Genomic DNA, 25,954 nt, shown 5'->3' on the forward strand with positions numbered 1-25,954 from the left:
CTTAGCGCAATTTTCGGTCAGGTGGCGAATCCGAAATTCGCATTGGTATCGAGAGACACTCATTTCGCTGGTTGCGTTGCGGGAAGAATAATCTTGTCCGTCTTGTCGCCCTTCGGACGATCGGCCGGCATCTGGTCGCCGGTGACAATATAGTAGATCGTCTCGGCGATGTTGGTGGCGTGGTCGCCGATGCGCTCGATGTTCTTGGCGCAAAACAGGAGATGCGTGCAGGGCGTGATGTTGCGTGGGTCTTCCATCATGTAAGTCAGCAACTCGCGAAACAGCGAGGTGTACATGGCATCGATCTGGTCGTCGCGGTCGCGCACGAAACCGATTTTTTCCACTGACCGCGATGCGTAGACGTCGAGTACTTCCTTGAGCTGTGTCAGCGCCAGATTAGCCAAAGCCTCGAGGCCGCGGAACAGGCTGCTCGGCTGGCGCCCATCAGCGACAGCAACCACTCGCTTGGCGACGTTCTTGCCGAGGTCGCCTACCCGTTCGAGGTCCGCCGAGATGCGGATCGCACCGACGATCTCGCGCAGATCCGTCGCCATCGGCTGGCGCTTGGCGATGATGATGATCGCCTTATCGTCGATCTCGCGCTGCCCCTCATCCAGAACCAGGTCGTCTCGAATGACTTTCTGGGCAAGTCCCGGATCCGCATTGACCAGTGCCGCGACGGCCTGCTCGACCATGCGCTCGGCATGCCCGCCCATCGCCGCGATGCGCTTCGACAGATATTTCAGCTCCTCGTCATAGGCGCTGACGATGTGCACGGACTGCATGGACCAAATGCCTTCCCGGGATCTTGTGGTTGAGTCGCTCCCTCGAATCCCCGCTGATACGCTAGCCGGATGACAGAAAAAAGAAACGGCCCATCATGGGCTAGAGATAGTACTGCGTCAGCGAGCCGGCAAATGGACGGTGAACGCCGCACCCTTGCCGACTTCCGACCAGATGGAGAGCCTGGCGTTGTGCCGGGTCAGGATATGCTTGACGATGGACAGGCCAAGGCCGGTGCCCTTCTGGGTCCGGCTGTTCTCGACGTCGACGCGGTAGAAGCGCTCGGTGATGCGCGGGATGTGTTCTTCGGGAATGCCGGGGCCGAAATCCCTGATAGTGACGTCGATCCCCGGTTCGGTATCGCCGTCGCTGCGCGTGATCGACACCACGACGCGTCCGCCCGACTGGCCATATTTGCAGGCGTTTTCCAGCAGGTTTTCGAAGACTTGGAAAAGCTCGTCCCGATCGCCGGGCACGGCGAGCGGCCCTTCCGCGAAATCACGCTCGATCACGACGCCGTTTTCTTTGGCGAGCGGCCCAAGCGAATCGATGACGCTGTCGATGGCCTGGCGCAGATCGACCTCGGTTCCCAGCTTGAGATAGGGCTTCATCTCCAGCCGTGACAGCGACAGAAGGTCGTCGATGAGGCGCGCCATACGGCTGGTCTGGTTCTGCATGATCTGCAGGAACTGCTCGCGTGCCGCAGGGTCGTTGCGGGCCGGCCCGCGCAGCGTCTCGATGAAGCCGGCAATCGAGGCGAGAGGCGTGCGTAGCTCGTGGCTGGCATTGGCAATGAAGTCGGCGCGCATTCTGTCGATCCGGCGCGCCTCGCTCTGGTCCTTGAACACCAGCACGTAGAGATCCGTGGCGTGACCGACAGAAGACGCGCTCACCCGATAGGCTCGTTCGACCGGCAGCCTTTCTATGTAGTCAACGCTGTCCGACGCGACGTTGCCTGCCAAGATATTATCCAGCAAGGACTGCATTTCCGGCGCGCGGAATTTCAGCGACAGCGACATGCCGGGGGCAATCCCGCCAAAGGCTGCAAAGGCGGCGGCGTTGGCATGGACGATGGCGGCGGAACGATCGAAAATGATCAGCGGATCGGCAACCGCTGCCGCGAGATATTCGCCGGAAAGTTGTTGCAAGCCGCTCGCCTCGACGGCCGCGGCATTTTCGGTCGATTGACGGGCGACGCCGGCCGGCAGTATCGCCGCGGCAACCAGCACGGCGCCTGCCAGCAGCACCACATAGCTAGACATGCCGGCAAAACCATAGACGATCAGAACGGCAACGAAGCCGGCCGCGAGCAGCCAGCGGCTGTTCCACAGCCGCATGGCGATGGCTTGCGCCCTGCCTTTCCGCTCTGTGCCGATATCGGCCATTTGCGCTCCGTCGCCTGCGCTCCGTGTGCGGCCAACGCTCAATAACTTCCTGCTGGACCGACGCTAGAGCGCCGTGCGTCCAATTGGGCGCACAAAGGACGCTCTACCGGTTTATCTGCTGCATCGTTCTTTCCGAAAATCGATTCCGATATTCGGGCCGATGCAGTAAGGCTTCCAATAGCATGAGTCCGGAGGCTGGAAAGGTTCGTCTCGATGAAAAACGCCAAGGAAAGCCCCGCTGCAGCTTCATCGGGGCCGCTGAAGATCATGATCGACGGCAAGGAGCGGGAGTTCGACATCGAGGCCCCGACGCTTCCCGACTGGATCGAGGACCGCAAGCTCACCGCCGGCGGCTACCCTTACGACAAGAAAATGAAGAGCGAGGAGTATGACGAGAGGTTAGAGAAGCTGCAGATCGAGCTGGTCAAGGCGCAGGCGTGGCTGCAGTCGACAGGCAAGCGGGTAATGTCGCTGTTTGAGGGGCGCGACGCTGCCGGCAAGGGCGGCACGATCTTCGTTTTGCGCCAGTATCTGAACCCTCGCACGGCGCGCAACGTGGCGCTGACCAAGCCAACACCCACCGAGCTTGGACAATGGTACTTCCAGCGTTACGTCGACCACTTCCCGACGTCGGGCGAATTCGTCACCTTCGACCGCTCCTGGTACAACCGCGCCGGTGTTGAACCGGTGATGGGATTCTGCACGCCCGAGCAGCACGAGCAATTTCTGGACGAGGTTCCGCATTTCGAGCGGATGATCCGCAACGAAGGCATCTATTTCTTCAAATTCTGGCTGAACATCGGCCGGGAAACACAGCTCGAGCGGTTCCACGACCGTCGCTGGAGCCCGCTGAAGAGCTGGAAGTTTTCGCCGATCGACATCGCCGGCATCACCAAATGGGACGACTACACCAAGGCGCGCGACCTGATGGTGGAACGCACGCACAAGGAGTTCGCGCCCTGGATCATTGTGCGGGCGAACGACAAGCGGCGCGCGCGGCTGGCCGTCATGCAGCGCATTCTCCTGTCGCTTCCCTATGACGGCCGCGATCTCGACGTCATCGGTAAGGTGGACAAGAAGATCATCGGCGAAGGGCCGACTTTCCTCGAAAAATAAGCTCACCTCATCGATACGCGGCTGTCATGCCGCCAGCCGGGCAATCCGCTGCAGTCGCTTCAGCGTAGTGTCGTCCTGCAGCGCCTGCTGGAAAAGCGAGATCTCCTGGTCGATGCGGTCGCAGAGCGCGCCGGTGTCGCCCCTAAGCAGGTCGCGCGTCTGCTGCAGCGCCGCGACAGGCTTCTTGGCGAGTTGCCTGGCTCTTGCCAACGTGGCTTCCTCGACGCTGGCGTCCGTCACGATCTCGCCGACAAGGCCCAGTGCCCTGGCATCTTCGGCGGCGAGCGTGTCGCCCAGGCAGAAGAAGCGGAACGCCCCGGCATAGCCGAGCTTCTGCGGCGCCAGGATACTGGTCGCCGCGTCCGGCACCAGGCCGAAATCGACGAACGGCACCCGAAACGTGCTCTTGCTCGAGGCGATCACCATGTCGCAGTGGAACAGGATGGTGCAGCCGACGCCGACGGCGTCGCCGTCGACACAGGCAAGGACCGGTTTCGGGAATGTCGCCAGCGTGCGAAACATATCGGTAACGGCGTCGATCAGTCGCCGATGTTTGGTGGCGTCGAGAAATTCGGAGAAATCGGCGCCGAGGCAGAAGCACCCGGCCAGACCGCGCAGGACCACGACGCGGACGTCGTCGTCGGCAGCGGCTTCATGGAATGTCCTGGCCAGGCTTTCATAGGCCAGCCTGTCCAGCACCGGGCGGCCGTCACCCGACGATACCGTGACGATCAGCGTGTGATTGCGGAATTCTGCTTTTGAATGAACGTTCATGGCCTCTCTCCAATCTCACGAGGCGCGTCTCTGTCCGAGCATGTCCGGGTACCCTCTGGCCAGCACCGGCGCAAAGTGGTTGCGGCGCGAACGCACCACGTCGAGCGTGTGCTCGTTGAAGGTGAGCAGTGTGGCAACCACCTGCTGGTTGCCATAGGTACGCTGGTAACCGAGCGGCGTTGCCAGGAAATGCAGCTGCAGCGCGCGAAGCACCCACATCGGCTCGAATTCGATGATAACCTGGTTGACGTTGCGCTTCAGACCCCACTCGACGAAGCCGGCGATCAGCTCCGTGCCGACCGTCGACACGCCGCGCCGGCCGTCGCGGAACCCCGGTGCAACCGCATAGCGGGTCAGTTCATAGACATTCGGGCCCGACGGTGGGGTTCCCTCATAAAGGTCCGCCAGCACATCGGTTAGAAGATGTGCCCGAGTCGTCGGCAACATCCGCTGGTAACCGGCGAGCTCGCCATTGCGGATGACGATCTGGTGCACTGCCTCGTCGTGGTCGAATTGATCGATCTCGAGGCCGTCGGGGCGCTGCAGATCGGTCCATCCCATCTCTTCGACGAAAACTCTGTAACGCAAACGATGAACTGCCTCCCAGAGGTCGGGCCGTTCCATCAATTCCTGGGTCGTGAGGGAAAAAAGCATTTGCCGTCTCCTAGTTTCAATAGGAAGATACGGCCGTGCTTCCCCGAAAAAATTACGCGATCGCGTAGGCAAGAATTTCTAGGCCGGCGCGGCCGACCTAGTTAATATAGCCGCGCCTTATCGCTTCCGCGACGGCCTGGACCCGGTTGACGGCACCGAGTTTGCTTTTGGCGTTAAGAAGGTGTTTCTCTGACGTGTGTTCAGAAATGCCGAGAATTTGTGAAATCTCCCATTCGGACTTCCCAACGGCGGCCCATTGCAGGCATTCGCGCTCACGCGGCGTCAATTCGACATGGTCGATGGTTTTGCCCGCCATAGTGTGGAGCTGCATGGCGCGGCCAATCGCATAAGTCGAGACCAGCGACACAAGCCCGAATTCGGCGCCCGACAATTCGACAGCCTCGCCGCCTAGCGACACCATGACGATCTGGCCATCGAGCGTGATCAGCGGGAAGGCCAATCCGTCGCGCAGCTTGAATTCACCGGCGTCACCCATGACATCGCCGCCGCTCTTGCCGATACGGATGCCCTGAGACGCTTCCCGCCACTGGAATGGCGCTTGAAGCTGCTTCATGTGACTGACGACTGGGTCGTGATCGACATAGTTGCGCGCAACGTAGCGCTCAAGCCATTCGGCCGGCCAGTCGCAAAGCAACACATGGTCCTTTTGCCGATTTCTCGGCGTGCCGGGTTGCGGAACCGTCCCGGCCATCAGCGCCGTCAGCCCGAACCCGCTTGTTACCCCCAGCAGCTTTGCGCAGACGGCGGCCGCTGTACCGGCGTGCTGCAACTGATCTATCAACTCCAGGGTACGATCGAAATGACCCATCGCAACATCTACCCCATGTTGCCTTCCGCTCTTGAGACCAATGGCAGCGATCAACCCGCACTATGCCATCAACCCCGGACTGCAAAGCTGCTCCCTTTGTGCGGCCTACCGCTCCTCTTCAGCCGGCATCACACAGTCATTTGCAAACTCACTAAACAATATCCCTAAATCGTCACGATGAAACCAAAAACCGTTGTGCCTGTGTTATTTTCGTACAAAAAACTGTGTTATTTCGTACTAAAGTCGGGGCAAGACCGGACGGAGTCGTTGCGTGGCGTTTCGGCGCATATCCATTTCATTGATCTCGATATTGATCGGAGCGCAATCGCTTGCGGCTGATGCGCTCGCCGCGGAGCCGCAGGTGCCGGTGTTTTGGGACGCCAAGGAGCGGCTGCCAAAGCCGGACCTTTCTATGCTGCCGCGGCTGCGATTCCTGACCACCACGGATTTCCCGCCGTTCAATTTCCTCGATGGGGCAGGCCGGCTGTCGGGCTTCCATGTCGACCTGGCGCGCGCCATCTGCGCCGAGCTCGGCATTGCCGAAAAATGCCAGATCCAGGCGCTGCCCTGGGCCGAGCTCGAAGGTGCGCTCGGGAAAGGCGAAGGCGAAGCGATCATTGCCGGCATCGCCGCGACGCCGGAATCGCGGTCGAAATACGCATTCTCACGCCCCTACCTGCAATTTCCGGCACGCTTCATCATGCTGAAGACACAGGCGCTGACCGAACCAATGTTCGACAGGCTGCGCAGCAAACGTGTCGGCGTGATAGCCGATTCCGCGCATGAGCGGATGCTGCGCACTTATTTCGGCGACGTCCAAATCGTCCCCTTCGCAACGCCGGAGGAGCTTTATGGCAGGCTGAAAGCCGGCAAGATCGACGCCGCCTTCGGCGACGGCATGCGTTTCGCCTTCTGGCTCGGCGGCTCCGATGCGGCTGGCTGTTGCCGCTTTGCCGGCGGCCCCTATCTGGCGCCCGAATACCTTGGCTCGGGCATGGCGATCGCCACCAGGGCCGACGATCCGGCACTGGCCGCCGCATTCGACTACGCGCTGCAGGAAATTTCGGTGAAAGGTACGTTCGCCGAGTTCTATCTTCGCTATTTTCCGGTCAGCTTTTTCTGACTGCCGGCTCAGGTCAGCGTGCGAAGGCGCGCCTTGGCGGCTCGCGCGATGGCGGCGACCGTCAGCGCATCGAGATCGAGTTCCCGGCGGACGAGCTGCAGCACGCGCACCTCCTCCAGGCGCATTTCGAGATCGACGGCCGCAACCTCGAAGGCGGCCGCATAGGCGGTGTCACGCAGCCGTTCGGGCAGCGCCTCGGCGACACGCGCCAGGACGCCCTCCAGCCCGTCCTTTTCCTGCAGCATTTCCTGGCAGGCCTGGGCGACATCGACCAGCCGCTCCTGATTGAAATCCTCAAACACCGGCCAGGATCGAACGACGTCACCGATCCGCGCCAGTTCGATGTCGGTCATGTCGCGGTCCGACGCCGAAGTGATGACCATCAGGTAGATCATGGCTTCGTGCGGCGACAAAGGCATTTGGAACTCCTTGAGATGGTTCCGAAGTTAGGAACGAGGGACCGGCGCCGCAAGGAAAAAGAGCGGCGATCGTTGACGCCCACGGCAGGCACGCCTAGAGACCGGTTGAAACCCCTCTTCCGGCCCCTTCTTGCGGCGATGCCGGCGAATGATTTGGAAAACAGCGACATGGCGGGATCAAATATCATCGATCTCAATCCCGAGGTGCTTGCGGCCGCGGCTGAAAGCAAAGCCTGGCCGTTCGAGGAAGCCAGGAAGATCGTCGAGCGCTACAAAGGTACCGACTTTCCCGAGACCATCCTGTTTGAGACCGGTTACGGTCCGTCAGGGCTGCCTCACATTGGTACGTTCGGCGAGGTGGCACGAACTTCGATGGTGCGCCACGCCTTCCGCGTCCTCACCAGGGACGCGGTCAAGACCAAGATCTTGTGCTTTTCCGACGACATGGACGGCATGCGCAAGATCCCGGACAACGTCCCGGATCGCGCCGCACTCGAGCCGCACCTGCACAAGCCGCTCTCGTCCGTCCCCAATCCCTTCGGCGGCCACTATAAGAGCTTCGCAGACCACAACAATGCAATGCTTTGCCGCTTCTTGGACACCTTCGGGTTCGACTACGAGTTCGCCAGCGCGACGGAATATTACAAAGCTGGCCGTTTCGACGAAACGCTGCTGCGCGCCGCCGAACGCTTCGACGAGATCATGGCGGTGATGCTGCCGACGCTCGGCGAGGAGCGCCAGGCGACCTATAGCCCCTTCCTGCCGATCTCCCCCAGAAGCGGCCGCGTGCTTTATGTCCCAATGAAGCATGTCGACGCAAAGGCCGGCACCATCACTTTCGACGACGACGGCACCGAAACCACGCTTCCCATAACCGGCGGCAGGGTGAAGCTGCAATGGAAGCCGGATTTCGGCATGCGCTGGGCAGCGCTCGGCGTCGATTTCGAAATGTTCGGCAAGGACCATCAGACGAATGCCGTCATCTACGACCGCATCTGCAACATACTGGGCGGGCGAGCGCCGGAGCATTTCGTCTATGAGTTGTTCCTGGACGAGAACGGCCAGAAGATCTCCAAGTCGAAGGGCAACGGACTTACTATTGATGAATGGCTAACCTACGCGCCGACCGAGAGCCTCGGACTCTATATGTACCAGCGGCCGCGGCAGGCCAAAAAACTCTATTTCGACGTGATTCCGAAGGCCGTGGATGAGTATTACGCCTTTTTGTCCGCCTATCGCCGGCAGGAGTGGAAAGAGCGCCTGGGCAATCCGGTCTGGCACATGCACGACGGCAATCCGCCTGTTATCAACCTGCCGGTATCGTTCGCGCTGCTGCTCAATCTGGTCAGCGCCTCGAATGCGCAGAACAGGAGCGTGCTGTGGGGTTTCATTTCGCGCCACGCGCCGGGTGTGACGCCGACGACCCATCCCGAGCTCGACCGGCTGGCCGAATATGCCATCCGCTATTTCGACGATTTCGTGAAGCCGGCGAAAGTGTATCGTGCCGCCGACGCAGTCGAGCGCGAGGCGCTGACCAAGCTTTCGGAAGCGCTCGCCGCGCTGCCGGCTAATGCCGACAGCGAGGCGATCCAGAACGCTGCCCTCAATGTTGCGCGCAAGATTGAGCGCTACCAGGATCATTCCAAGCAGAGCCCGGAGGGCGGACCCGGTGTCTCCGTCGCCTTCTTCCAGATGATCTATCAGGTGCTGATAGGTCAGGAACGCGGGCCGCGCTTCGGCTCCTTCGCCGCCCTCTACGGCATCGCCGAAACGCGTGAGCTCATTCAGCGGGCGCTGGCTGGTCAGCTGGCGGCATGAGGGCGCCGTCCTGCTCCTCCAGGATCGAGCTAGGCGCTACAGGCGCGGATCGCGACGCAGCAGCCGGGAGCGGCGGCAGGCCTGAAACGCTCGGCGCCGGCCCGAAGACGCCTTTTTTTGCTGCACGCGCCTTCTCGCCGGCTTCTACGTAAGGGCCGCCCTTGGCGGCGCGCGCCCAGCCATTTTCGACCAGCCATTGGCCGATATCCTGATTGCCGATCCGGCACTCGGCGGCGATCAGATCACGACCGCCTTCGGGCGGCACGGCACAGACCACAGCACGACTGCGGAGAAAGGCGCGGAAGGCCGTTCGCGCCCGAATGCCGCAATTCCAGGACTCGCCGCCGTCGGTGCAAGTCTCCTCCTGCTTGACGATGTCGATACCGGAAACCGCAATCGAATACCCCTTTGCTTCGATGACCCCGGCGGCCGACGCGACGGGCTGGAATAGTTTCGTGCCTTTCCAGTCGTCGGGCATTTTCGTTTTTGGCGGCTTGGGCGGTCCGGCCAATGCTAGATCGCTCAACGGGGCGCGCGGCTCTATCCGTTCAAGCTCGTTGGAACCGAGCTGCGGCGGCACCACGATTTCTGGATCGATTGCCCTCGAATGCGCCGCCTGCTTGGCCGGCACTGGTTTCGGGATGGCCGACGTAGCCGGCGCGGCGGGCTGCGGTTCAGCGCCGACCTGGATTTGTTCCCAGGGGCCGCCGCTTTCGCTCTGGACGGCGCGGCCGCCGGCGACAATTGCCGTGGCCATTGCCGGGATCGCCAGAACAGCCAAGGCAAGGTGAGGCAGACGCACCGGCCCCGCGCCTACTGGCTTGCCCAGACAATCCGCGCCACCCATTCGACATCGCGCATGGGGATGTCGCGGTCCGGGTGATCGGGATTGAGGGAGACCAGCGCGATCGACTTCGGTGTCTGGCGGTCGAGCACCTTGGCCATCACCTCGCCGGCATTGGTCTTGACGACGACGCGATCGCCCTTTCGTGTGGTAGCTCCCGGCTCGACGATGAGGACATCGCCATTGCGGTAGAGCGGCAGCATGGAATCGCCTTGGACCTTCAACGCATAGGAGGTTTCGGTTGCCCGTGCCGGCAATTCGATCAGGTCCCATCCCTGCCCCGCCGGAAACCCGGCATCGTCGAAGAAGCCACCGGCGCCCGCCTGGGCGAAGCCAAGCAGCGGCACCGACGATTTCTGCACGGGCAGTGCGCCGGAATTACCCCGGCCTTCGACCAGTTCTGCAAATTCATCCAGCGAGGCGCCGGTCGCCTCGATGATCTTGGCCAGCGATTCGGTAGACGGCCAGCGCGGCCGCCCATCTGAGGACAGCCGCTTCGATTTGTTGAAGGCGGTCGAGTCGAGGCCAGCGCGCCTGGCCAGTCCGGAGGCCGAAAGCGAATAACGCTCGGCAAGAGCGTCGATGGCGGCCCAAACGCGGTCGTGCGAGAGCACCTTGCTCTCCTTCGAAACAGGAAAAAATACCTTCGCTGTTCTACCCCTTGGCCGCCATCTTGTCCACCGCCGGAGACGGCGTCAGGCCGCCTCCTTGGCCTCGTTCCTGGTATAGGGATCGAAGTGCTCGTAGAAGGTCTCGCCCTTCTCGGCCATGTCGAGCAGCAGCTTCGGCGCCTTGAACTCGGCGCCGTATTTCTTCTGCAGGCGCTTGGCGAGTTTGACGAATTTCTTCGCGCCGATGCCGTCGATGTAGGACAGTGCACCGCCTGTATAGGGTGCGAAGCCGAAGGCCAGGATCGAGCCGACATCGGCCTCGCGTGGGTCGGTAACGATGCCCTCTTCCATCGCCCGTACCGCCTCAAGCGCGATGGTGACCAGCAGCCGCTGCTTCAGTTCCTCATAGTCGACCTGCTCCGGCGACAGCTGCGGGTAGAGGTCCCTGAGGCCTGGCCACAGCTTCTTCTTCGCCGGTTTTGCCGGATAGTCATAGAAGCCCTTGCTGTTCTTACGGCCCAAGCGACCATGCGTGTCGACCATCGTGTTGATCAGCGCCATCTGCTTCGGATCGACCGCCTTGTCGCCGAGGTCGCGCATGGTCTGCTTCATGATCTTCTGGGCAAGGTCGATCGCCGTCTCGTCGGTCAACGCCAGAGGACCGACCGGCATGCCAGCGGCTTTCGCCGCATTCTCGATCATCGGCGCCGGAACACCTTCGATCAGCATCTTGTAGGCTTCCGACATGTAGCGCAGTACGCAGCGATTGACGTAAAAACCGCGCGTATCGTTGACGACGATCGGCGTCTTCTTGATGGCGCGGACAAAGTCGATCGCGGTGGCCAGCGCCTTGTCGCCGGTTTTCTTGCCGAGGATGATCTCGACCAACATCATCTTGTCGACCGGCGAGAAGAAGTGGATGCCGATGAAATTCTTCGGCCGCGCCGAATTCCTGGCCAGCGATGTAATCGGTATGGTCGACGTATTCGAGGCGAAGATCGCCGACGGCTTGAGTACAGCCTCGGCCTGTTCGGTGGCATCCTTCTTGACGGCCGAGTCCTCGAACACCGCCTCGACCACAAGATCGCAGCCGGCAAGATCAGCGTAATCGGCCGTTGGTGTGATCAGCGACAGCAACCGATCCTTGTCCTGCGGCTTGGCACGGCCCTTCTTCACCTGATCCGAGATCAGGGTTTCGGAATGCGCCTTGCCCTTGGCGGCGGACTCCATGTCGCGGTCGAGCAGCACCACCGGAATGCCAGCCTTGGCCGTTACATAGGCGATCCCGGCGCCCATGAAGCCGGCGCCGAGCACGCCGATTTTCTTGAACGTCGTTTCCGGCACACCAGCTGGGCGGCGAGCGCCCTTGTTCAGTTCTTGCAGCGACACGAACAATGAGCGGATCATCGCCGCCGCTTCCCTGGTCTGCATGACCCCGGTGAAGTAGCGTTGCTCGATCCGCAAGGCGGTATCGAACGGCACCAGCAGGCCCTCGTAGACGCATTTCAGGATGGCGGCGGCAGCGGGATAATTGCCATAGGTCTCGCGGCGCAGAATGGCGATAGCCGGCGGCCACAGATTGGCACCTGCCACCGAATAGATCGGAGCGCCGGGCAGCTTGAAGCCCTTTTCATCCCATGGCGCCACCGGTTTCAAGCCGTTCTTGATCATCGCCTTGGCAGTTTCGACCAGCTTGTCCGCCTCGGCAATCTCATGGATCAAGCCCATTGACTTGGCCTTCTGCGGCGACAGCGTCTGGCCGGACGTCAGCATTTGCAGCGCCTGCTGCTGGTCGGTCAGCCGCGGCACGCGCTGGGTGCCGCCGGCGCCTGGAAAAATGCCGATCTTCACTTCCGGAAGCGCCATCCTCACCTGGTCGGAATCGGCCGCGACACGGCCATGGCAGGCGAGCGACAATTCGAACGCGCCGCCCATGCAGGTGCCGTTGATCGCCGAAACCCACGCCTTGCCCGAGGTTTCCAGTTTACGGAACAGGCCATTCATAGCGCCCGCCTTGTCGAACAGCGCCTTGGTCGCCTTCTCCGGGTCCTTCGCTTTGTCGGCGGCGAAGGTCGCCAGCATCTTCTGCAGCATGGTGATGTCGGCGCCGCCCGAGAACGTATCCTTGCCGGAGGTGATCACCGCGCCCTTTATCACTGCATCGCTTGCCACTTTGTCGACGATGGCGTTCAGTTCGCGCATCACCTCCTCGGTGAAGACGTTCATCGAACGGTCCGGCATGTTCCAGGTGACCAGCGCAATGCCGTCGGCGTCGATGTCGAGGGTGAAATTGGTGTAGCTCATCGTCTCTCTCCGTCAGACGCGTTCGATGATCGTTGCAGTGCCCATGCCGGCGCCGATGCAAAGCGTCACCAGCGCGGTGTTGAGGTCGCGGCGTTCCAATTCGTCCAGCACCGTACCGAAGATCATCGCACCGGTGGCGCCGAGCGGATGGCCCATGGCGATGGCCCCACCATTGACGTTGATCCGGTCATGCGGAATGTCGAAAGCCTGCATGTAGCGCAGCACCACCGAAGCGAAGGCCTCGTTGAGTTCGAACAAATCGATGTCCTGCAGCTTCATCTTCGCCCGCTTCAACAGCTTCTCGGTGACGTCGACCGGGCCGGTCAGCATCAGCACCGGTTCGGAGCCGATATTGGCGAACGCACGGATGCGCGCGCGCGGCTTGAGGCCGAGCGTCTTTCCCGCCTTTTTCGAGCCGAGCAGCACGGCCGCCGCCCCGTCGACAATGCCGGAGGAATTGCCGGCATGGTGGACGTGATTGACCTCTTCCACCTCGGGATGCTTCTGCACGGCGACGGCGTCGAAGCCGCCCATTTCGCCGGGCATGACGAAGGACGGGTTGAGCGCGGCCAGCGACTGCATGTCGGTCGAAGGCCGCATGTGCTCGTCGTGGTCGAGGATGGTCAGGCCGTTCTGGTCCTTGACCGAGATCACCGAATTCTTGAAGCGGCCCTCGCCCCACGCCTTGGCGGCACGCTTCTGGCTTTCGACCGCGTAGGCATCGACATCGTCGCGCGAAAATCCGTATTTGGTGGCGATCAGGTCGGCCGATATGCCTTGCGGCACGAACCAGCCGGGCAGGCCGACCGAGGGATCCATGAACCAGGCGCCGCCGGAGGCGCCCATGCCGACGCGCGACATTGATTCGACGCCACCGGCAATGACGATCTCGTCGGCGCCTTGCGCGATCTTGGCGGCCCCGAAATTGACCGCGTCCAGGCCCGAGGCGCAGAAGCGCGATATCTGCATGCCGGGCGCCTTGGTGTCGTAGCCGGCTTCGAAAGCGGCGGCGCGTGGAATGACCGCACCCGCCTCGCCAACCGGATCGACGCAGCCGAAGATGATGTCGTCGACGGTGCTAGTGTCCAGCCCATTGCGGTCGCGGATGGCCTCGAGCACCTTGGCGCCAAGCCGCACCGCCGGCACCTCGTGCAGCGAGCCATCCTTCTTGCCCCTGCCGCGCGGCGTGCGCACGGCATCATAGACGTAAGCTTCGGCCATTGGTGATCTCCTGTGATCTAAAATCGGGGCTCGACCACCACTTCGGTCCGCACCGAATTGGCGATGAAACAGGCGTCGTGCGCCTTGTGATGAATGCTCTCGATCATAGCCGCATCTGCGTCGCATTCGACGAGCGGCCGAAGGGTGACATGTGTGATGGCTGTGCGCCCTTCAGCATTCTTGGCCATCAGGCCTTCGGCTTCGTCGTGATAAGATCGGACATTGAGCTTAGCGCGTTTTGCCAGATCCAAGAACCAGAGCATGTGGCAAGAAGAAAGCGACGCGACGAACAGTTCTTCCGGATCGACGATCGTTGCATCGCTAAAAGGTGCCGGCACAATCGACGGCGATGCGGAAGCGGAGATGACCGCGCCACCATCAAAATGAAGTTCATGGACCCGGGAATAGCGGCCGGAAAGGAAATCCTCCCGTGCCCCCGACTTCCAGCGAAGCCCAGCAAAATGCTTCGACATGCGACCTCCTAAAGGCTCCGCCCGATCAGCAATTTCATGATCTCGTTGGTGCCGCCGTAGATGCGCTGGACGCGGGCATCGCGGAACATGCGGGCGATCGGATATTCATTCATGTAGCCATAGCCGCCATGCAATTGAAGGCATTCGTCGACGACTTTTCCTTGCAGGTCTGACAGCCAGTATTTGGCCATCGAAGCCGTCACCGGGTCGAGGCCACCGTTAATATGGCGGGCAACGCAGTCATTATAGAAGACGCGGCCGATGGTCGCCTCGGTCTTCAATTCGGCAAGCTTGAACTGGGTGTTCTGGAATTCGATGATGGCCTCGCCGAACGCCTTACGCTCCTTGACGTAGTCGATGGTAAGCGCCAGAGCCCGCTCGACCATGGCAATAGCAGTGGTGCCGATCTGCAGCCGCTCCTGCGGCAATTGTTGCATCAACTGGACGAAGCCCTGGCCTTCGTCATTGCCGAGCAGGTTCGAGGTCGGCACACGCACGTCGTTGAAGAACAGTTCCGACGTGTCGTTGGCTTTGAGGCCGATCTTGTCGAGGTTACGGCCGCGCTCGAAACCCTCCACCTCGTCAGTCTCGACGACGATCAGCGAGATGCCCTTGGCGCCCTTCTCAGGATCGGTCTTGGCAACGACGATGATGAAATTGGCGAGCTGGCCGTTGGTGATAAAAGTCTTCGAGCCGTTGAGCTTGTACCGGTTGCCGTCCTTTTCGGCGCGCATCTTGATGCCCTGCAGGTCTGAGCCCGCACCCGGCTCAGTCATGGCGATGGCGCCGATCAGCTCGCCGGTCGCCAGCCTCGGCAGCCACTTCTTCTTCTGCTCCTCCGAGCCGTAGTGGAGGATATAGGGGGCAACGATCGAATTGTGCAGGCCAATGCCGAACCCGTCGACGCCGACATGGCCGATCGCCTCGATGATGGCGCTCTCATGCGCGAAGGTGCCGCCCGATCCGCCATATTCCTCCGGCATCGAGGCGCACAGCAGTCCGGCAGCACCCGCCTTCTGCCAGCTTTCGCGGTCGACCATCTCGTTCTTCTCGAACTCGTCGTAACGCGGCGCGATCTCTTCCGACATAAAGCGGTGCGCCATGTCGTAAAGCATGCCGACCTCGTCCGCCGCCCAGGCGGGCTTGGGAAGGCCCAGGATTTCGGCGGGGTTGGTCATGGTTTCTCCCTCGCGCCGACGTCCCCCTCCTCCTCGAGACGAGGGTGGCCGCGAAGCGGCCGGGTGGGGTCGCCGATGACTTGCTCGACCTTATCTTTTACAATCTGCGCCATGTGCCACGGCATTGCGATCATTTTCCTCCAAGGCATGCACCAGAATGGAGGTCGGCGCACTGCACGCAGAACCCCTCCCGGCCCTTCGGGCCACCCTCCCTCGAGGGGCAGGGGAACGCCGAAGCTAGAACGCTTCCGCCGGCAGTGCCATCAATGTGTCGGCACCGCTGGAGATGCGGGCAAGATGCGCCGACGTCTCCGGCATGATCCGCTCTACGAAGAAGCGCGCCGTCACCAGCTTGTTGTCGTAGAAAGACGAAGCGCCGTCGGGGCCATCAGCCAATTTCGCTGCGGCCACCTTGGCCATCCGGGCCCACATATAGCCCAGCGCCACCAGGCCGAAGAGATGCATGTAGTCGGTCGAGGCGGCACCCGCATTGTCGGGCTTGGCTATGCCGTTCTGCACCAGCCACATCGTCGCCGCCTGCAGATCGTCGAGGCCCTTTTTAAGCGCCTTGGTGAAGGGCGCCATCTTCTCGTCGGTGCGGTTCTCCTCGCAGAACTCTCCGACTTCCCTAAAGAAGACCTGGACCGCGCGGCCGCCATTCAAGGCCAGCTTGCGGCCGACGAGGTCGAGCGCCTGGATGCCGTTGGCACCCTCATAGATCATGGCGATGCGGGCATCGCGGACGAACTGGCTCATGCCGTGTTCTTCTATATAGCCGTGGCCGCCGAACACCTGCTGCGCCATTACCGCGTGATCGAAACCCTTGTCGGTGAGCACGCCTTTGACCACCGGCGTCATCAGGCCGGTATAGTCGTCTGCGACCTGGCGATCTTTGTCGTCACCGGAGCGGTGAGCGATGTCGGACTTGATCGCCGTCCACAGCGCCAGCGCGCGGCCGGCCTCGTTGAATGCCTTCATGGTCATCAGGCTGCGGCGGATGTCCGGATGAACGATGATCGGATCGGCCTTCCTGTCCGGCGCCTTCGGTCCTGACAGCGAGCGCCCCTGCAGACGGTCCTTGGCGTAGGAAGCCGCATTCTGATAGGCGACCTCCGATAGCGAGAGCCCCTGCAGGCCGACGCCAAGCCGCGCCTCATTCATCATGGTGAACATTGCTTTCAGCCCGCCATTGGCCTCGCCGAGCAGCGTGCCTTCAGCGTGGTCGTAATTCATGACGCAGGTCGAGTTGCCATGGATACCCATCTTCTCCTCGATCGAGCCACAGGAGACGGTGTTCTTCTCGCCCGGATTGCCTGAGGCATCGAGCTTGAACTTCGGCACGATGAACAGGGAGATGCCCTTCACGCCATCCGGCGCGCCCTCGATACGGGCCAGCACCAGGTGGACGATATTGTCCGACATGTCATGCTCGCCGGCCGAGATGAAGATCTTCTGGCCGGATATCCTGTAGGTGCCGTCGCCATTTGGGACGGCCTTGGTGCGCAGCAGGCCAAGATCGGTTCCGCAGTGCGGCTCGGTCAGATTCATGGTGCCGGTCCAGGCGCCCTCGACCAGCTTCGGCAACCATGTTGCCTTCTGCTCTTTGGTGCCATGGGTGATGATCGCAGCGATCGCGCCTTGCGTCAGGCCCGCATACATCATCAGCGACATATTGGCCGACACCATGTATTCGGCAACCGCGGTGTGCACCGCGTAGGGCAAGCCTTGCCCGCCAAACTCGACAGGTGCGGCGAGCCCCATCCAGCCGCCTTCGCGATACTGGTCGAAGGCCTCCTTGAAGCCTTTCGGCGTCGTTACCGAACCGTCGTCATGGCGCACGCAACCTTCCGTGTCGCCGACACGGTTCAGCGGCTGCATCACGTTTTCAGCGAGTTTCGCCCCTTCGGCAAGGATGGCCTCGAGCACATCCGGCGTGGCGTCGGAAAATCCGGGAAGATTGGAATAGCGCTGATACCCCAGCACTTCGTTCAGCACGAACAGCGTGTCGCGGATCGGCGCCTTGTAGATCGGCATGCGTTTTCCTCCACCATGCGGTCTTGGCCCCGAAATCAGCCCCAGTGTACCAGTGTATGAGGATAGCAGGCGGGCCAGTATGACGGGTCGGAGATAGCAAATGTTGACGTTTGCGTAAACGTCAATTCTGCGGTGCGACGAATTTTCTCCCGCGCGCCAAGACCGCAAACGGCGAAGGACGGCAAACGACGAAGAACCCCGCAGCGAAGGCCGCGCGGCTCTTATCCGTCGGAAATCGAAAGCTTAGTTTAGCTCGCCACGCTGGCCTGCGGCGTCGAGCGCTCGATCAGCATTTGCCGGACGGTCAACATCGAAGCACTCAGTTCGCTGATGGCATCGTCGATCAGCGCCCGCTGCTTCTGCAGACGGGCAAGCTGCTTCTCCGACTTGTCGAGCGCCAGCCGCAATTGCTTTGTGTTGGAGCCGTTCGGATCGTAGAGGTCCATCATCTGCTTGACGTCACGCAGCGAGAATCCGACCTTGCGGCCAAGCAGGATCAGCTTCAGCCGGGCCCTGTCGCGGCGCGTATAGAGGCGGGTCGAGCCGTCGCGCTGCGGGTTGAGTAGACCCTTGTCCTCATAGAAACGCAGCGTACGCAGCGTCACTCCGTATTTCTTGGCCATTTCGCCGATACGGACAAGCTCTTCACCGGTTTCGCTCGACATATCGTTGGTGTTGGCCGCGGCTTGACCGGGCGAAATAAGTTTCATGGTCACTGGCTTTCCCCGTCTGGTGGCGTCGCGGTCGCGGACCTTGCGTCGCCTGAGTGAAAGCGGGGGCGTGCTTCCACTCGTGGTTTCAACAAACAAATCGCAAACGGCGTAATCCGCTCATTTACGTTTACGTCAATTCTATATCGATAGCCGCCTTACCACGCAAGAGCGTTCTAGGCTTGGAACTTTATGCCACAGTGCCGGCGGATAACCTAAAAAGTCGTTGCGATTTCGGGAGCGATCATGCGGCTGATCAAACTTCCACGGCGTCTTTTGTGCGTCCAATAGAAGACACCCGGCACCGTCCGCAGCCAGCCGACAAAGTTGCAACTTCTTAAGCTTGGTTAACGCGTTGTTTACCACGTTGGGGCGAAATGTGCGCATGTCGGTTACCCGTGTCTATCCTGTATTGAATTTTTCACGGTTTTCGGAGCGCGGATGAGACCCGGGAAGCTCGTCTTCCACTGCAACAAGCCAAGCAGTCGCCTTCGTCCCGGCAGGACTTTGGGAACCTGGTGAAAGCCAGCAATTCTGAAACGGGCGCATTGATGAACAGCAAGCGGTCCTACCTCGATACACTCAACGCCGGCAGGCAACGCCGGCCGCACACGACGCTTGAAGAGCTCAACCGCTCCCTGGAAACTCTGGAGCAGCGGCTGGAGCGAACGCGCGAGGAGACGACAAGCCACCCCGATCCGCGCCGACCAGCGGCAGAACCGCGCTATCCCAGCGCTCAACCCTATGGCCAGCAGCGCCGGTATGAAGACCCACGCGCGCAGCGGCCGAAAGGTCCAGCAGCGGCTTTCGACCAGAATTATCAGGCGATCGCCCACGATATCGACCGGGTACGCGGCCAGGAGGACAGCGTCGCCCTAGCCGGCAAGATCGCCGGGGAATTGCGCGGCCTGCGCGAAGACTTGCGCCAGCAGATGACCTCCGGCCTGCAACGCGAGTTCGAGGTACTGCGCAAGAATATTGGGCGAGCCTTCCAGTCAAATGGCGGCGGCAAAGGCAGCGCCGAACTCAGCGTCGAATTCGAGCGGCTTTCCGGCGCCATCCAGACACTGGCCGAAAAAAGCGACGACAGAAGCGTCAATATGCTGCGGCTCGAGCTTGAGCAGGTCAAGGCCGCGCTCGATACGCTAGCGCGCGAGGAGAGCGTGCAGGCGGTCGGCCGCCGCTGGGACGAATTCGACCGCCGCTGGAATGCCTTCGAGGACCGCGTCGACGCCGATCAGCGCAAGCGCTCCGACGCGCCCGGCCTGTCGGCGCTGACGGAGCGGCTCGAACAGATCAGCAATGCCGTCAGCAATCTCCCGGAATCGCTGTCGCTGCGCTCGCTCGAAGAAAAGGTCCGCACGCTTGCCGGAGCGGTCGACCATTTCGCCCGCCAGCAGGACAATCGCGGCAGCGACACATTCAGCCAGATCGACGAGCGGCTCGACGAGATTTCCCGCGCGATCGTCGCCTCGACGGTTGCCGCGCAAGCCAATTCGTTCGACCCCGAGCCCTTCGAACGCATCGAGAAGCGGATCGATTCACTGGCCCAGCAAATCGAAGAAGTGTCGCAGGACCGTCCGGGCCGGGAGGTCATCGACCGTCTCAACACATTGTCGAGCCGCATGGATGAACTGGCCGGCCGAGCCAATCTGCCGGAACAGGCGATGGAACGCCTTGCCAGGCAAATCGCGCTTATCTCCGACAAGATCGACCACGCACCGGCCATGCCCGACGCCGATTACATCTTCCAGGGGCTCGAACAGCGCTTCGACGTGCTGTCCAGCATGATGGAACGTCGCCAGGGCGACGCCATCGAACAAGGCAACATGCTGTTTCGCGACCTCGAGCGCCGGTTGGACGAGGTCGCCGACAGGCTGGACCAGCGCATGCCGCAGGTCGACAACGCCGACATCATGGATGCCATCGACGCCCGCTTCACCGCACTGGCCAAGCGGATGGAGACACGCGTTCCAGATCCCGCCAACGAGGCGGCGATCCGCGGCCTGGAGAGCCGGCTCGAAGACATCTCAAGCCGGCTGGATTCGTCCGCCGCACAAGTCGCCAGCATCGACCCGGCTTTGATCCGCAGCCTCGAAGCGCAGGTGGCCGGCCTGACGGCGCATCTTTCCAAGCCCGGCACGCCGCTGCCGGAATTCGACGACATCAGCCCGCGTCTCAACGAAATCGAGAAATCGCTGGCCGGAACCCGCGATTCCATCCTCGGCGCGGCGCGCGAGGCGGCCGAGAGTGCCGTCCGCTCGCTGGCCGGATCAAGCGCCAACACAGCGGCCGTTACCGGCCTCGCCCAGGACCTGAAGACGCTCGAGGCGCTGACGCGCCGTTCGGACGAGCGCAATTCGAGAACGTTCGAGGCTATCCACGATACGCTGCTCAAGATCGTTGACAGGCTTGGTTCACTGGAGACCGGCGAACCGGCAAGCGCCGAGTTGAGCAAACGCTCCGGCCGGGCATCCAAGATATCGGTGCAGGACGCACCGTCGATGGACATCGACCAGTCGCTGCCGTTGACGGGCAACATGGCCGATCTCGACGGCCGCGCCGCGGCGCTCGTGCGCGGAGAGCCAGGTCCGCGAACGCCGGCCGAGGCCGCCGCCGCAGCAGCACTGGCTGCTCTCGGTTCAGACACGACACGTGAAAAGAACGAACAAGGCGGCGGCAGGAAATCGATGTTAGGCGGGCTGGCGCGCGCCTTGAAGGGCAAGAAGGAGGCTGAGACGCCGCCGCTTGCAGGCTCGGCGCCGAGCGCCGAGATACCGAGCGTCGATCTCGACGAGCCCCTCGACCCCAAGCTCGCCAACCGGCCACTGGAACCCGGCTCCGGCGCACCCGACCTCAGTGCCATCATGAAGCGCGTGCGCGACGAGCGCGGGCAGCCGGCCAGGGAAGGCAGCGCCGAGGCGGCGAAATCGGACTTCATCGCGGCAGCCAGAAGGGCCGCGCAAGCGGCGGCCGCCGAGGCGGACGCCCTCAAGCGCCAGTCGACGATGAAAGGCCCGGTCAAGGCACTCAGGATCGGCGACCTGCTCAAGGCGCGGCGCAAGCCGATCCTGATGGGGGCAATCGCCATCATGCTGGCGCTTGCCGGCCTGCAACTGGGCAAAGCCTTCTTCTCCGAGCCGGTCGAAGTCGCCGACAATGAGGCGGCGCCGGCCGTGGCCGTTCAGCCGGTGGAAACCGCCTCAGCCAGCGTTGCCAGCGAGCCGAAGGCGGACGCGCAGACAACAACACAGGAGAGCGAGCCGTCGCCCACCGTCAGGCAGGCCGAGCCATCCGCATCGATGACCAAGGACGACACTGCGGCGCAAACCGGCCCCGCCACACCGGCAGCCGAGGCATCGACGGCGCCCTCGCCTTCCGGAGCGTCCGCTGACCTGGCGGCGCCAGACACCACGGCCGCAGTGCCCGCGCCGGCAGCGGCGACCGCCGAGCCAAAGGCTGCCGCGCCTGCTATTGCCCCCGCTGCCACGCAGGACACGACCGGCACTGTGCCGCCGGCGGATGCTGCCCCGGCAGGCGTTGCCAAGATCGACGTTCCGGCCGATGCCGGGCCGGCCGCCCTGCGCGATGCAGCGGCCGGCGGCGACGCCAAGGCGCTGTTCGAGATCGGCTCGCGTTACGCCGAGTCGCGCGGCGTTAAGGAAGACATGACGGCGGCGGCCAAATGGTATGAGAAAGCTGCCGAACTCGGTTTCGCACCGGCAGAATACCGCATCGGCAACTTCTACGAGAAGGGCATCGGCGTCGCACGCGACATCAAGAAAGCGAAGACCTGGTACCAGCTTGCCGCAGAGCAGGGCAATGCCAGCGCAATGCACAATCTTGCCGTGCTGTTTGCGATGGCGGCGGACGGCGTGACCGACAACGAATCGGCAGCACGCTGGTTCCAGGCGGCGGCGGATCTCGGCGTCAAGGACAGCCAGTTCAACCTCGGCATCCTCGCGGCGAAGGGTGTCGGCATGAAGCAGAATCTCGAGGAGAGCTATAAATGGTTCGCGCTCGTCGCCAAGACCGGCGACAAGGATGCAGCGGCCAAGCGCGACGAGATCGCCAAGGCGCTGAGGCCCGAGCAGTTGGAGCGTGCGCGGGCCGCGGCTGAACTGTGGAAAGCCAAGCCGCTCGATCCAGCCGCCAATTCGGCCGACATTCCTGAATCGTGGCAGGACGGCACACCGCAGACGACCGCCGGCATCGATATGAAGAAAGCGGTCCAGAACATCCAGCGCATTCTCAACAAGAACGGCTACGAGGCCGGCAATCCCGACGGCATGATGGGCCTGAAAACCAAGAACGCAATCATGGCCTTCCAGGCCGACAACGATATGAGGGCAACCGGCGCGATCGACGAAAAGCTGGTCAAGGCGCTGCTCGCGCGTAAATAACGGCGGATGCGTCGTTTCCGCGACGCCCTTGCCACAGATTTGCCTGTTAACTGATTGAGTTGTTTTTTGTTTCGGCGGCGCGGCGAAGTTTGACTTCACCGCCCGGCCGGCGCAAGAACGAAATAGCCTTTTGGCGCAAAATGCCCGCAACGGTTGCATTCGCCAGGAGGCAAACTGATCGAGACTGACGGGTGGGCATCTATCTCCCGATCGCGGAAATTTCCGTCAACATCTTCGTGCTGCTGGCCATGGGTGCGGCGGTGGGTTTCCTGTCGGGCATGTTCGGCGTGGGCGGCGGCTTTCTCATTACGCCGCTGCTGATCTTCTACAACATACCGCCGGCAATCGCGGTCGCCACCGGCGCCAACCAGGTCATCGCCTCCTCCTTCTCCGGCGCCCTGTCGCACATGAAGCGCGGCACGCTCGACTTCAAGCTTGGCGGCGTGCTTTTAGCCGGCGGTATCGTCGGCTCGACCGGTGGTATCTATGTCTTTGCGCTCCTGCGCCGGCTCGGCCAGCTCGACCTGTTTATCTCGCTGCTCTACGTCCTGCTGCTCGGCACTGTCGGCGGACTGATGCTCGTCGAGAGTGTCAATGCATTGCGCGCCACTCGCAGCGGCGCCGCACCGGTGTTGAAGAAATCCGGCCAGCACAATTGGATCCACCGCCTGCCGCTGAAGATGCGGTTCAGGGCCTCAAAGCTCTTCGTCAGCGTCATTCCGGTGCTTGGGCTGGGCGCGGCGATTGGCTTCCTGTCGTCGATCATGGGCGTCGGCGGCGGCTTCATCATGGTGCCGGCCCTGATCTACCTTTTGAAGGTGCCTACCAACGTGGTCATCGGCACCTCGCTGTTCCAGATCATCTTCACCTCGGCCTACACCACGCTGGTCCACGCCACCACCAACCAGACCGTCGACGTCATGCTCGCTTTCCTGTTGATGGCAGGCGGCGTAGCCGGCGCGCAATATGGCGCCAAGGCCGGTCAGCGGCTGCGAGGCGAGCAACTCAGGGCGCTGCTGGCGCTGCTGGTGCTGGCGGTCGCCATCCGGCTTGCCATCGATCTCTTCGTCACGCCACCCAACCTCTATTCGCTGTCCGGCGTGGGCCTGAGCTGATGGCTGGCTTAAGGACGCTCGCGGCCGCCGCCTTGCTGTCGCTGCTGCCGGCTGCGCCACCAGCGAAGGCGCAGGCGCCTCTGACCGAAAATATCCAGATCGGCCTTTCGACCGACAATGTCTCGATTACCGCCGGCTTTTCCGGCGCCGACCTGACCATCTTCGGCTCGTTGGAAAATGCGGATCCGCTTGTCGCGCGGCAAGGGCGCTACGACGTGATCGTCGTGCTGGAAGGCCCGGCCCGACCGGTCGTCGTGCGCCGCAAGGACCGGGTGCTCGGCGTCTGGGTCAATCTGGAGTCGGAGACCTTCAAAAACGTACCTGTCTCCTATTCGGTGGCGACGACCCGGCCGCTGCAGGACGTCACCGATCCGAACAGCTACAAGCAGCTGTCGCTTGGCGCCTCGAACCTCTATTTGCAGCCAGCCGACGCCGGCGACAGCCCGGCGACAATCGAGGAGTTCACCGCCGCGCTGCGCGAACGCAAGTCGGCGACCGGCCTCTACAGCGAGAATGTCGGCGGTGTGCAGTTCCTGTCGCAGAACCTGTTCCGCGCCACCGTCAGGCTCGCCCCAAACGTTCCGGTCGGCACCCATAAGGCCCGCGCCTTCCTGTTCAAGAGCGGCCTGTTCATCAAGGAAAGCTCCGCCCAGCTCGAAATCCGCAAGTCCGGTTTCGAACAGTCGATCTTCCGCGTCGCCCACGACTACTCGTTCCTCTACGGTGTCTTTGCCGTATCGTTGGCCATGCTGACAGGCTGGCTCGGAAGACTGGTCTTCAGGAAAGACTGAACTCTCGTAAAAGTGGTTTCCCTTTCCGAGGGTATGGGTTAGACCGCGACCCCCGGCCCGACCGGACACGAGCTGCTGCTCCCCAAATCAGAAATACAGGAACGCACGATGCGACCAGCATTCGCCGGGATCGACTTCGGCACTTCGAATTCCACTGTCAGCGTGGTCAGGAACGGGCAGCCGCGGCTGGTGGCGTTGGAAGACGGCCAGGTCACGCTGCCCAGTGCGGTGTTTTTCAATTTCGAGGACAACCGCACCTATTTCGGGCGACGCGCCCTTGCCAACTATACGGACAGTATCGAAGGCCGCCTGATGCGCTCGTTGAAGAGTGTGCTCGGCAGCTCGCTCGCCCACGAAAAGACGCGCATCAAGGCGCGTTCGATCGGCTTCATGGAGATTGTCGGCCTGTTCGTCGGCCATCTGAAAAAGAAGCTGGAAGAAGAGGCCCATGACGCGGTCGACAGCGTCGTGCTGGGACGGCCCGTGCAGTTCGTCGACGACGATGCCGAGGCTGACGCGAAGGCGGAGCACGAACTCGAAAATGCCGCTCGTGCCCACGGCTTCAAGCACATCGCCTTCCAGTTCGAACCGATTGCCGCGGCACTCGACTACGAACAAAAGGTGACGCGCGAGGAACTAGCGCTGATCGTCGACATGGGCGGCGGCACGTCCGACTTCTCAATCGTGCGCGTCTCGCCCGAGCGCGCCCGCTCGCTTGACCGCAAAGACGACATCCTGGCCAGCCGCGGCATCCACATCGGCGGCACCGACTTCGACCGGCTGTTGAGCATCGCCCATGTGATGCCGCAGCTCGGCTATCTCTCACTGACCAAGGATGGCAAACGTAATCTGCCGGCGAGCTACTTCATCGACCTGGCGACGTGGCAGCGCATCAACCTGGTCTATACCGCGAGGGCGATGACGCATCTGCGCCAGATCCGCTATGAGGCGGAGCGCGCAGACCTGGTCGACCGCTTCATCCACATCGTCGAGCATCGTTACGGCCACGCGCTGGCGGCGCTGGTCGAAAAGGCCAAGATCGAGCTGACGGACCGTTCGTCGGCCGATGTCGAGGTCGCGCTGCCAGAGGTGAGGTTCACGGCAGAAATCACGCGCAAGGGTCTCGAAGCCACCATAGCCAGAGACATTGAGCGTGTTGCGGCTACAGTCGAGCAGACCATCCGCGACGCACAGGTGAAGGCCTCGGACATCACCGCGTTGTTCTTGACCGGCGGATCGACCGCGATCCCGCTGGCCAGGCAGCGGATCCTGGCGCTGGTGCCGCAGGCGTCGGTAATCCAAGGCGATGTGTTCGGCTCGGTCGGGCTTGGGCTGGCGCTCGACGCGCAGCGGAAGTTCGGCTGATCGG

The 25,954-nt window shown here is 62.2% G+C and carries 21 protein-coding genes; 7 read left to right on the forward strand and 14 right to left on the reverse strand.

What is annotated here, in order from left to right; all coding sequences use genetic code 11:
• Window positions 1-59 precede the first annotated feature (59 nt).
• Together phoU and NKJ12_RS09000 are read right to left on the reverse strand one after the other, a co-directional pair.
• Window positions 60-785: a phosphate signaling complex protein PhoU gene (phoU, locus tag NKJ12_RS08995; RefSeq protein ID WP_254816325.1), complete on the reverse strand. Its 726-nt coding sequence runs from the start codon at window positions 783-785 to the stop codon at window positions 60-62.
• A gap of 117 nt (window positions 786-902) precedes the next feature.
• Window positions 903-2,168: a sensor histidine kinase gene (locus tag NKJ12_RS09000; protein WP_352702284.1), complete on the reverse strand. Its 1,266-nt coding sequence runs from the start codon at window positions 2,166-2,168 to the stop codon at window positions 903-905.
• A 213-nt stretch (window positions 2,169-2,381) separates the two neighbouring features.
• Between NKJ12_RS09000 and ppk2 the strand changes: the two genes are divergently transcribed.
• A complete protein-coding gene (ppk2, locus tag NKJ12_RS09005; protein WP_352702286.1) occupies window positions 2,382-3,284 on the forward strand; it encodes a polyphosphate kinase 2 in 903 nt (300 codons plus the stop codon).
• Window positions 3,285-3,308: 24 nt separating this feature from the next.
• On the opposite strand, the gene NKJ12_RS09010 is transcribed toward ppk2, so the two are convergent.
• The 3 genes from NKJ12_RS09010 to NKJ12_RS09020 form a co-directional block, all read right to left on the reverse strand.
• Window positions 3,309-4,058, reverse strand: coding sequence for an enoyl-CoA hydratase-related protein (locus NKJ12_RS09010; protein ID WP_352702289.1), 750 nt, complete (start codon window positions 4,056-4,058; stop codon window positions 3,309-3,311).
• Between the two features lie 15 nt (window positions 4,059-4,073).
• Window positions 4,074-4,712: an acyl-homoserine-lactone synthase gene (locus NKJ12_RS09015; RefSeq protein WP_023677342.1), complete on the reverse strand. Its 639-nt coding sequence runs from the start codon at window positions 4,710-4,712 to the stop codon at window positions 4,074-4,076.
• 97 nt (window positions 4,713-4,809) lie between these two features.
• On the reverse strand, window positions 4,810-5,541 hold the full coding sequence (locus tag NKJ12_RS09020) for a helix-turn-helix transcriptional regulator (protein ID WP_352702290.1): 732 nt from the start codon (window positions 5,539-5,541) through the stop codon (window positions 4,810-4,812).
• Window positions 5,542-5,812: 271 nt separating this feature from the next.
• Between NKJ12_RS09020 and NKJ12_RS09025 the strand changes: the two genes are divergently transcribed.
• Window positions 5,813-6,664: an ABC transporter substrate-binding protein gene (locus NKJ12_RS09025; RefSeq protein ID WP_352702291.1), complete on the forward strand. Its 852-nt coding sequence runs from the start codon at window positions 5,813-5,815 to the stop codon at window positions 6,662-6,664.
• Between the two features lie 8 nt (window positions 6,665-6,672).
• Here the strand turns inward: NKJ12_RS09025 and NKJ12_RS09030 are convergent, their stop codons facing one another.
• Window positions 6,673-7,083, reverse strand: coding sequence for a tellurite resistance TerB family protein (locus NKJ12_RS09030; protein ID WP_352506179.1), 411 nt, complete (start codon window positions 7,081-7,083; stop codon window positions 6,673-6,675).
• A 168-nt stretch (window positions 7,084-7,251) separates the two neighbouring features.
• Between NKJ12_RS09030 and NKJ12_RS09035 the strand changes: the two genes are divergently transcribed.
• Window positions 7,252-8,901 carry a lysine--tRNA ligase gene (locus NKJ12_RS09035; protein ID WP_352702292.1) on the forward strand — a complete coding sequence of 550 codons (1,650 nt, stop codon included), beginning with the start codon at window positions 7,252-7,254 and terminating at the stop codon, window positions 8,899-8,901.
• Here the strand turns inward: NKJ12_RS09035 and NKJ12_RS09040 are convergent.
• From NKJ12_RS09040 to NKJ12_RS09075, 8 genes are all read right to left on the reverse strand, one after another.
• Window positions 8,864-9,703, reverse strand: a complete 840-nt coding sequence (locus tag NKJ12_RS09040; protein ID WP_352702293.1) for a thermonuclease family protein — start codon at window positions 9,701-9,703, stop codon at window positions 8,864-8,866. The genes NKJ12_RS09035 and NKJ12_RS09040 overlap by 38 nt on opposite strands.
• An 11-nt stretch (window positions 9,704-9,714) precedes the next feature.
• Window positions 9,715-10,359, reverse strand: coding sequence for a S24 family peptidase (locus NKJ12_RS09045; RefSeq protein ID WP_352702294.1), 645 nt, complete (start codon window positions 10,357-10,359; stop codon window positions 9,715-9,717).
• An 81-nt stretch (window positions 10,360-10,440) separates the two neighbouring features.
• On the reverse strand, window positions 10,441-12,660 hold the full coding sequence (locus NKJ12_RS09050; protein WP_352686765.1) for a 3-hydroxyacyl-CoA dehydrogenase NAD-binding domain-containing protein: 2,220 nt from the start codon (window positions 12,658-12,660) through the stop codon (window positions 10,441-10,443).
• Between the two features lie 12 nt (window positions 12,661-12,672).
• The gene (locus NKJ12_RS09055) at window positions 12,673-13,881 is read right to left on the reverse strand and encodes an acetyl-CoA C-acetyltransferase (RefSeq protein ID WP_352686767.1); all 1,209 of its coding nucleotides are present in this window, start codon (window positions 13,879-13,881) and stop codon (window positions 12,673-12,675) included.
• Window positions 13,882-13,898: 17 nt separating this feature from the next.
• The gene (locus NKJ12_RS09060) at window positions 13,899-14,354 is read right to left on the reverse strand and encodes an OsmC family protein (RefSeq protein ID WP_254816313.1); all 456 of its coding nucleotides are present in this window, start codon (window positions 14,352-14,354) and stop codon (window positions 13,899-13,901) included.
• A gap of 8 nt (window positions 14,355-14,362) precedes the next feature.
• Window positions 14,363-15,532, reverse strand: a complete 1,170-nt coding sequence (locus NKJ12_RS09065; protein ID WP_352686770.1) for an acyl-CoA dehydrogenase family protein — start codon at window positions 15,530-15,532, stop codon at window positions 14,363-14,365.
• 237 nt (window positions 15,533-15,769) lie between these two features.
• Window positions 15,770-17,566 (reverse strand): acyl-CoA dehydrogenase, encoded by a 1,797-nt coding sequence (locus NKJ12_RS09070; protein WP_352686773.1) that lies wholly within the window; start codon window positions 17,564-17,566, stop codon window positions 15,770-15,772.
• 248 nt (window positions 17,567-17,814) lie between these two features.
• Window positions 17,815-18,276 (reverse strand): MerR family transcriptional regulator, encoded by a 462-nt coding sequence (locus tag NKJ12_RS09075; protein WP_352506231.1) that lies wholly within the window; start codon window positions 18,274-18,276, stop codon window positions 17,815-17,817.
• A 551-nt stretch (window positions 18,277-18,827) separates the two neighbouring features.
• On the opposite strand from NKJ12_RS09075, the gene NKJ12_RS09080 reads away from it, so the two are divergent.
• From NKJ12_RS09080 to NKJ12_RS09095, 4 genes are all read left to right on the forward strand, one after another.
• Window positions 18,828-22,679, forward strand: coding sequence for a peptidoglycan-binding protein (locus NKJ12_RS09080; RefSeq protein ID WP_352702296.1), 3,852 nt, complete (start codon window positions 18,828-18,830; stop codon window positions 22,677-22,679).
• A 191-nt stretch (window positions 22,680-22,870) separates the two neighbouring features.
• Window positions 22,871-23,794, forward strand: a complete 924-nt coding sequence (locus tag NKJ12_RS09085; RefSeq protein WP_352506170.1) for a sulfite exporter TauE/SafE family protein — start codon at window positions 22,871-22,873, stop codon at window positions 23,792-23,794.
• Window positions 23,794-24,585: a TIGR02186 family protein gene (locus tag NKJ12_RS09090; RefSeq protein ID WP_254816308.1), complete on the forward strand. Its 792-nt coding sequence runs from the start codon at window positions 23,794-23,796 to the stop codon at window positions 24,583-24,585. Before NKJ12_RS09085 ends, NKJ12_RS09090 begins: the two co-directional genes overlap by 1 nt.
• 108 nt (window positions 24,586-24,693) lie before the next feature.
• Window positions 24,694-25,950: an Hsp70 family protein gene (locus NKJ12_RS09095; RefSeq protein ID WP_352506169.1), complete on the forward strand. Its 1,257-nt coding sequence runs from the start codon at window positions 24,694-24,696 to the stop codon at window positions 25,948-25,950.
• The last annotated feature ends 4 nt before the right edge of the window (window positions 25,951-25,954 follow it).

It is taken from the genome of Mesorhizobium sp. M0195 (assembly GCF_040322115.1).
Taxonomy (GTDB): Bacteria; Pseudomonadota; Alphaproteobacteria; order Rhizobiales; family Rhizobiaceae; genus Mesorhizobium.